This window comes from Dapis hubbardiae BLCC-M172, assembly GCF_050016015.1.
Classification (GTDB): Bacteria; Cyanobacteriota; Cyanobacteriia; order Cyanobacteriales; family Microcoleaceae; genus Trichodesmium.
In genome coordinates, this window is record NZ_JBNHEQ010000229.1 from 25,131 (window position 1) to 34,007 (window position 8,877).

Here is an 8,877-nt window from a genome sequence, read left to right on the forward strand (position 1 = left end):
CTATAACGTTTGAGTTTTGAACTCTATATATATGGTTGAGCCGTAAATCCTGATTTTGTTTGTTCAGGCTATGATCGTAACAGAAATAGTAGTTATGCTCAGAACTTAGGCAAATTACTATATATAGAGTTTAAAAACTATAACGTTTGAGTTTTGAACTCTATATATATGGTTGAGCCGTAAATCCTGATTCTGTGAAAATTTCAGCTCAAATTGATAAATTTTCTACCTCATGGGGTGACAAACAAATTTATCTATTACTATATTCAGTAAAAGTTTCTGACTTTATGAAATTAGCTAATTGTTGATAACTAAAATTTCAATGCTTACGATTATATTTATCATATTATCTCCTAGCAATATTAGACTTTATTTCAACCATATTAAAAATTTTCTCTAACCAAAATAAGAAGGTTCATTTCCTGTTTTCCATTTAATATTACAACCCACACTAGGTTTTTGTTCTTCTCCTATATTTTTTCCTGCTAAAACTGTATCTAAAGCTCCTCGTAAATCACTTCCCGTTAATGGTTTTTCATTACTAGGACGACTATCATCTAATTGTCCTCTATATACTAATTTAAAATCACCATCAAATAAGAAAAAATCAGGAGTACAAGCAGCAGTATAAGATTTTGCTACCTCCTGAGTTGCATCAAAACAATAGGGAAAATTAAATCCTAATTCTAATGCCATTTCCTTTAGTTTATCTGGAGCATCATCAGGATGAGTTTCAATATTATTGGAACTAATAGCGACAATTCCCACATCTTTTGGAATATAATCTTTGCCAATTTTTGCAAGTTCTAATTGAACGTGCTTAACAAATGGGCAATGACGACAAATAAACATTACTAATAATGCTTTTTTTCCCTCAAATGTTGATAGAGAAATTATCTCCCCCGAAACTACATCTGGTAACTGAAAATCTGGTGCTGGAGTTGCCAATGTTAGCATTGTAGACTCTGTTAAAGCCATAGTATGGTTATTCCTATATAAATTTACTTCTAGCAAAAAAATACCACATTTTTGATCATCATTCAAATCAAGTACAGTATTTTTTCTATTCTGTATTCCCTATTCGCTATTCGCTATTCCTTATCCCAGATTTTCTAGAAAAAAACACCGCATTTTTGTCATTATTCAAATAAGTATAGTATTTTTTTACCGAATAATTAAGGTATAAAGCCTCTAAATTGATAGATAAATAAAGAAAAAAAATCATTTTAGCCAATTCTCTTATTATGAAGAAGAGGTAATTAGGGCTTGCTGATTAAATATAAAAGCATTGACAGATAAATATTTTAGCTTTTTTAGGTTTGGAAAAAGTACAAGATTTTCGTTCTAAGGGGCTCAAAAAGTTAGAATTTTGGGTTGACGCTCTTGCTGAAAAATCAAGGGATAATTCTTCCGACTGCCTCCTCTAAATTCCCCACTCCTCCTGACTCCTGTACGGGCGTTTTGCTATCGCACAACTCCGTTAACGCGGAGCGACATATAAAGCGGAGCTTTGCATTAGCACATGGCCGTTTCGCTGCGCGACATGAAACGCCCCTACGACTCCTGACTCCTACCCTCACCCATAAGACTTTTTCAGCCAACCCTAATTATTAATTATTAATTATTAATTATTAATTATTAATTATTGAACACACTTCCCACACCCCCAGACTCCCTACTCCCTACTCCCTGCTCCCTACTCCCTACTCCCTAATTTGACCTAATTTGACCTAATTTGAAGAGACTCTTTCTAATGGAATTTCAAATATAAAAGTAGTTCCTTTACCAACTTCACTGGAAAAATCTATTTTTCCACCATGCAAATCTACACACTGTTTAACAATAGATAATCCTAATCCTGTTCCTGGTATTTGGCCTACATTACTTGCTCTGTAGAAAGATTCAAACAATTTTTCTTGGTTCTCAACTGGAATACCCATTCCCTCATCTTTAATTCTAAAAATGCCTGTTTTATCATTCAAATTTAACTCAAAATCTATCTTACCTCCTGTCGGTGAATACTTAACAGCATTGGATAATAAATTATTTAAGATATGGCGAATTAGTTTCTCATCCATCAAGAAAAATTGTGCCTCATTGTTGTCAGATTTAGACTTAGATTTTGTAGGATTTTTTTTGTTAACTGTGAAGTTAATAGTATGTTTATTACTAGCAGTAACTTGAATTGAGTTGACAATAAAATTACAGACTTTAATCAAATCAATAGGTGCTGGTTTATATTTCAGTTTTCCTGCATCTGCTTTACCAATAAATCTGACATCCTCTAGCAGTTCAAGCATTTCTTGTGTAGATTCTTCAATGTAAACTAAATATTGATTTTTTTCGGCTTCAGTAATTTGATATTCATAAGATCGAAGCAATTGACTAGATAATAAAACTGTATTTAAAGGATTACCAAATTCGTGAGTAACCATTGAGAAAAAACGACCCCTTACTTCTCTCAAATCTCGTTCTTGTTCCAAAGCTTGACGTATTTCTTCTTCCTCTTTTTTCTTCTCTGTAATATTTCTACCTATATAAACAAAATTTTCTACTCCTTCCACATCCGTCTGAATTACTGAACAAGAAAATTCAACAATAATTTTTTCTCCACTTTTGTTCTGACAAATTAATTCTACGTCTTGAGATATTTTCCCTTGTAATAACAGATGTTTTTGTCGCGCTTTATGTAGTAATTTTTCTTGCGGAATAATCATGGAAATTTTTTGCCCTACCAACTCTTCTTGTTGATAGTCAAATAAAATTTCTGCTGCATGATTAATAGTTTTAATTACTCCAGAACTTGTTGTCACTAATAAAACATCTGCCATATAGGTAATAATTTTATTAATATAATCCTGAGAAGCAGTCAAAGCACTTAATAAAAGATGAGATTCATTGGCGCTTTGAATTAACTGCTGCTGCATTAGCATTTTTTCTGTGACATTTTCAACTAATACTACTAAGTTTTTTTCTGATAAATCTGAATTAAAATCTGCAATTATAGATAGATTTATATATAGAGGAGATTGATTTTCTGAAGACCTAGCAACTCCTTCATATTCAAAAATTTCTCTCTTGCCATTAATTACTTCCTCTAGTATTTTTTCAGATCCTATTAATTCTGGAAAACTACTCTGAATATCTTCACCGGGAATTGCTAATTCTGGAAATTCAGCAAATTTTTTTAACCCATTTGATACCTCTAAAATTTTTAACTGTGAATTAATCATCAAATACTCTGTCTGACGAGATAAGAATAGTTTTTTTAATAGGTTAATCATGGGTAGTTCAAACTAAAAAAATTTATTTATTGAGGAATAAGTACCTGGACAGAATTAATTTAATATTTTAGTGCTGCTAGGTAAGAGTTTAATAATGGATAATTGATAATTACCTCTCCCTAAAAACGGATAGGATTGAATAAAAGAAAAATTTTTTCTCTCTTGGTCGATTGGATATGGCGTTAGCGAAGCGGCTCTGCAAGAGCGGGAGACCTCGCCATCCCATCCTAACGGGATGCTCCGCAAACGACCGCTTGTTTCTCCTTTAAAGGATAGGCTTTAAACCTTAATTATTCGGTAAAGAGAATATAGCCGATTAGTAAATACATGGCAAATATATAAATAATTTTGTCTACCTACTTAATTCAAAACTATGACTTCTAAATTTTGCATATAATTCTGTAGTAATACCAATTTGATAAATGTTTAGTACAAATAGGTAGGGAATTTTTTAGTAGTCAGGAGTCAGGAGTCATAATCAATTACTTCCATACAATTTTTAGGTAATAATATCATGTCCGGTAGCATCGGTATTGTCAGGTAAGGGTAAGGAAGAAGTAAGAAGCAAGAAGCAAGAAGAAAAAACGCCTTAATTACCTAGAATATAAGGTTTAAGATCCAGAAAAAACTATAGTTATTTACTCTGGGGTTTACACGCTCCAATACCAGAGGATTTGCTACATATCCTGAAAAAAAAGTGTTATACCAATTATCAAAAGTCTTGCTCTACTTAGAAGTTGGAAAAAATAACTTTTATTCATAAAAAAAGTTACTAAATAACAAGTATTTACTCAAACAAATAATATTCATAAGTATGGCTCTTCTACGGTAGCTATGATAAATTACTACACTTAGGAACTCCATAACTATTGCTATAGAAGGATTATGGAAATACAAAAAAGCTATTTTAATAAAAATTCCTTTTTATTTTGTTGAATCATCTGCTATTTAAAAGTTTAGAGCTATTTTAAACTACTAAGAAGCTATAACAAGTCTAGGAGAGCCATAAATATAAAATCCAAGTATAGCAAAGTTTCTGGCAACTGGTATTAGGTATTACAATCTACGAATAAATACTTAATTATAAAGTAATTTTAAAATCAAGTATCAAGTATCAAGTTTTAATTTTGCTAAATCATATAATAACCCCACCAAATCCTAATATTTTTAGTCTTTATTCATAATACTTGTATCTTGATTCATAAAATTTGTAGTCTTTATGCGGCACTAAATCTACAACTAATTAATTAGGGCTTGTTGATTAAATCTAAAAGTATTTACAGATCAAGGTTTTAGCCTTTTTAGGTTGCTAAAAAGTACGCCTGTTTCAGCTCTTAATGCACGGTTACCGAAAAATCAAAAAGGAGCATATTTTCAGCAAGAGTTGGGAAAAAAATTACTCCCTACTCCCCTACTCCCCTACTCCTTAAAAAGACTTTTTCAGCAAACCCTAATTATGTCTCCTACCTCCTAACTACTTATTCGTCCTTCAAGCTGTTTTTACCATTATTCTATAAGATAACTTATCAAAAATATCATCGACGTTTTCACCAGTTTTAGCAGATGTATTATATGTCGCGATAACTCTTTCATCTTCCTGATTATTGAATTTTAGTAATAGTTGATTAATTATTTCTGCATCAACTAAGTCAGATTTATTCAAAGCTAATATTGCTAAACTTTGAGGATTTATTGAGAAAAATAATTCTAATCTTTCAGCCAGATTATCTATAGTTTCTTGACGAGTAACATCTGCTACAACTATTGCTCCACTCGCCCCTTGTAAATAACTAGGAGCGATCGCCTTAAATTTAGTATGACCTTCTAAATCCCAAATTAATAGCTTCAAGGAAGTATTTTTTTCTGCTTCTGTTGAGGCTAAACTTACTACTTTACTAGAAATTTTTACTCCCACTGTAGAAAGATATTGGTCACTAAACTGTCGATCCACAAATCGACGAATTAGGCTAGTTTTTCCCACACCAAAATCACCAACAAGACAAATTTTTTTCGATATCATAATTATGGTCAATTATAGTCGGTCTTCTTCTGCAGTTCATTCAAACAAATCAAATGTTACACACCTGCTCAATAATAGTGGCTGGTTATACTCTACATCTTGAGGAGAGTTTGTTTGTCCAGCTACTTCTAATCGTCTGGCGTCCACTCCCTGTTTAACCAAAGCATCCCTGACTATATTAGCTCTTTGCATGGCCAATTTTCGGTTAATATCTGGATTGCCAGTACGATCTGTATGACCTATTATCCTAAGATGTTTTTGAGGGTATTGACTGAGAAATTTTTTAATTTCGGCTATTGTCTGTGTATAAGTAGGCTCAAGTTTAGCTGAACCTGGCTCGAAATAGATGCGACTTTTCAATTTTAGTGGACTTAGTTTAATTGTGGTAATGACAGATTTTACTCCAGGGACTTGCTCAATTTTTCTAATTATTTTCTGAGCATCTGCCATATCCATCACTGTTCCTTTTACTGTTACTTTATCTTCCATATAGTTACTGGTGATGGACACACCTTCCATTTGATTTAATGCTTTTGTGATTCGCTCTACTTCACCACTTACTTTCGAGGGGTCAAGTGGTACTTCTATAGCTACTATTTGATTATCTACTTCTAAACCATAAAGACTAGCCTGTTTTTCTGCTAATTCTACTGCTTGATTGCGTAATTTTTGATTTGGCAATTGTCCTGTTAAAGTTAAAGAACCTCTTTTTATTTCTGCATTTAAACTATAAAAGGCTAACTTTGGAACATCATCCCAAGCTTGATAAATTTTTACTTCAACAGTTCGATAAAGTCTACTGTAATACTGATAGATTCCCCAGGGAATTAAAATTAAACTTACAATTAATCCACAAATTATTAATATGGCAGTAGGTGCTTTAGAAACAGAGAGTTTCTGATTTTCTTGTACATCTATATCTATTAATGCTTTTAGTAATAATTTAATTGAGCTAGGAATTGTATCTGGGTCTCCAGCAAAATTCTTAATATCTTTACCGTAATCTATCACAATGTTACTGAGTGTTTGTCGTAATTCTTTCACAAACGACTTGTTAGCTTCTCCTTTGATTACTACTGCTAAATAACAATATCCAGCAACTTCTAAAATAATTTTTGAATCTCCATATTCAATCTGATTCAATTCTGAAATATCTCCAGACTGAACAATACAATCATTCACAAAACTCCGGATAGCTGTTAACATTCCTGCCACCATTTCTGATTCTAATTTTTCTCGACCAGACTGTTGAGCTTCAGCAATTACTAAACCTGATTCTTTATGAATTAAAAATACTGCTTGAACAGTAAAAACCATTATTTCTGAGAGAATAAGTTCTGCCTCAGAAACTCCTCGAAAAATTGCCTGAATTTTCCGTCTTATTCCCTTGAAACTAAATGTATCTGAAATTTTATCGTTAATTTCCCGAATTGCTTCTGTCATATATTTAGAAATTGTACTGCCAATTACAGGATATAAAGCATCAACTATAGAATTTTGCTCTAAGAAAATTTGCTCTTTAATTGCTGTACCCATTTCTGGTGCTAATGCTTGGGAAATTTGTCGCTTATCTATCTTAATTTGTTCTCTAATTGCAGCTCCCATTTCTGGTGCTAATGCCTTAGCAATTTCTTGAGGATAATTCTGTATTACATAGGAAATTACTACTGGAAATAAAGGTGCTAAAACTTCAATAATTGACTGTTGGTCTTGTTCTGTTTTCTTACTTATAATAATATCAATAATTGGTGCTAATGCCTCAGCCATTAGCTGGGGGTCTTGATTTATTTGTATTGCTATTGCCGGAGATAATATCGGAGCTAGTGCAGAACTTATTGCTTCTCGATCTTGTCGAAATCTTTTTTGTATAACTTGGTCAATTATTGGGGTAATTGTTTCTATAACATCTCCTTCTGTTTGACCTAAATGAGTGAATAAATTTTCTAATAGTAAAGGATTGAATAGATTATTTAATTCATTTTGATGATCATCGAAACTTTTGTTGCCTAAGTTAGTATTTAGCCTCCGAATTAATGTAGCTACTTTTGAACCAAGTAATAGATTCTGCAAAGCTTCAAATGCTTCTGTTTCTGCATTATACTGTTGATAATTATTGGAAAATTCTGATTTTTTTTCTAGTTTATTGTCAGGTAAAAGTAATGATTCTTGCCTAGCTAATATTCTTGTTTGATTATTGACTTGATTATTAGTATATATATTTTCTACATCTATAATATTATCCTGATTTTGACCAGACTCTTTTTGAAGAGAATGATTGATAGAGTCATCCTGATTTTCAATTAGACTAGCTTCCTTTTCCAGAAAACTTATCTGCTCCTTAGATTCACTAGATTTATCTGTCAAATTTTCAGGAACATCAATTAAGTTTAGGTCTGCTAATAAATCGAATAAACGTTTTAGCTGTTCAACTGCTTCTACATTCAGTTCAACAGATTGATTATTGTCTATATGTTTCTGATTCTTAGCAGGTTCTCTGTCCAAGTAAGCCATTTATTTCTACTTTATTAAATCTTTATCTGATACTAAAATGTCTGTTCCTATATTTTTATCTACTGCTTCTTTAAGTTCAGTCATTAACTCAGTTTTTTTCATTCTCATGCCAACCTCAAACATAATTTCTGCTAAATCATCCCGTGAAACTTTGCCATCTTGAAGTAAAGAAAACTGCTTCTCAAGTTGCTCAAATATTTGAGTTTTCAGATTACTAACATCATTCTCTAGTTTCTCCCTTGTTTTTGATAATTTATCTTGGAGAGAAATTGTTTGATTATCAATAATTTTATCTAAAGCTTCTTTAGTAGTAGTAATTTTTCGATTTACCCGTTCAATTTGTTCCTTAGTTTCACCAATATCTTCTTGATTATTTTGCAAACTTAAATTTATACTTCTAATTTTTTGATCCATAGAATCAACCGTAGCTTGTAGCTCTGTAGAAAAAGCATTTTTGACTTGTTCTATTTGATTTTGAATTTCTTGTTTAACTAGAGATACTTCTGATTCTAACTTATCAAAACGATTTTCGTATTCTCTCAGCTTAGAGCCAAAAATTATATCGCGAATTTTATCAATATTTCCTAGTCTCTCACGCATTTCTTCTTTAGTTAAGTCGGCCATCTTTTCTCCTAGTAAATTGCCAAAATTCAGTATAAGCCAAAAAGCTTACATTTTTATTTTACTTGATTTTGCTTAGACTTGAATATACAACGCTTTTCAGATTGAGAAACTATATCGTCACAACCAAAATCTTGTAGGGACGTTCCATGGAATGTTCCTACTTTAGTCTACTGAAATGAAAATCAGTGATAATAAGAAACTGTTTGTTAAAAGAATATTAAACCCTGCCGTAATAGAATCGCGACGATAGAAAGCAATCTCGCGCTAAGATTGCTCCTTCCACTCAGTTTCATTTGCAATGACTTACAATTACTAATAATCCTGATTTGATATAATAGCAAGTTAAAATCCTTTCATTAATGGATAATGGATAATTGATAATGGATAATTGATAATTACCTCTCCCTAAAAGGGATAGGATTGACAAATAAGGAAAAT

The 8,877-nt window shown here is 31.9% G+C and carries 5 protein-coding genes; all 5 read right to left on the reverse strand.

Translation table 11 applies throughout. From position 1 onward, the window contains the following. Positions 1 to 396: 396 nt before the first annotated feature. Positions 397 to 978, reverse strand: coding sequence for a thioredoxin family protein (locus ACP6PK_RS21215; protein ID WP_426562392.1), 582 nt, complete (start codon positions 976 to 978; stop codon positions 397 to 399). A 752-nt stretch (positions 979 to 1,730) separates the two neighbouring features. Next, positions 1,731 to 3,284, reverse strand: a complete 1,554-nt coding sequence (locus tag ACP6PK_RS21220) for a sensor histidine kinase (RefSeq protein ID WP_426562394.1) — start codon at positions 3,282 to 3,284, stop codon at positions 1,731 to 1,733. Between the two features lie 1,489 nt (positions 3,285 to 4,773). Continuing rightward, the gene (locus ACP6PK_RS21225) at positions 4,774 to 5,310 is read right to left on the reverse strand and encodes a Rab family GTPase (protein ID WP_426562402.1); all 537 of its coding nucleotides are present in this window, start codon (positions 5,308 to 5,310) and stop codon (positions 4,774 to 4,776) included. Between the two features lie 30 nt (positions 5,311 to 5,340). After that, entirely contained in the window at positions 5,341 to 7,815 is a 2,475-nt protein-coding gene (locus ACP6PK_RS21230) for an OmpA family protein (protein ID WP_426562396.1), read from the reverse strand. A 6-nt stretch (positions 7,816 to 7,821) separates the two neighbouring features. Further along, on the reverse strand, positions 7,822 to 8,439 hold the full coding sequence (locus tag ACP6PK_RS21235; RefSeq protein ID WP_426562398.1) for a hypothetical protein: 618 nt from the start codon (positions 8,437 to 8,439) through the stop codon (positions 7,822 to 7,824). Between the last annotated feature and the right edge of the window lie 438 nt (positions 8,440 to 8,877).

Coding starts and splice junctions, on each gene's coding strand:
- ACP6PK_RS21235 (WP_426562398.1), bottom strand. CDS start 8,439: ATGGCCGACTTAACTAAAGAAGAAATGCGTGAGAGACTAGGAAATATT.
- ACP6PK_RS21215 (WP_426562392.1), bottom strand. CDS start 978: ATGGCTTTAACAGAGTCTACAATGCTAACATTGGCAACTCCAGCACCA.
- ACP6PK_RS21220 (WP_426562394.1), bottom strand. CDS start 3,284: ATGATTAACCTATTAAAAAAACTATTCTTATCTCGTCAGACAGAGTAT.
- ACP6PK_RS21230 (WP_426562396.1), bottom strand. CDS start 7,815: ATGGCTTACTTGGACAGAGAACCTGCTAAGAATCAGAAACATATAGAC.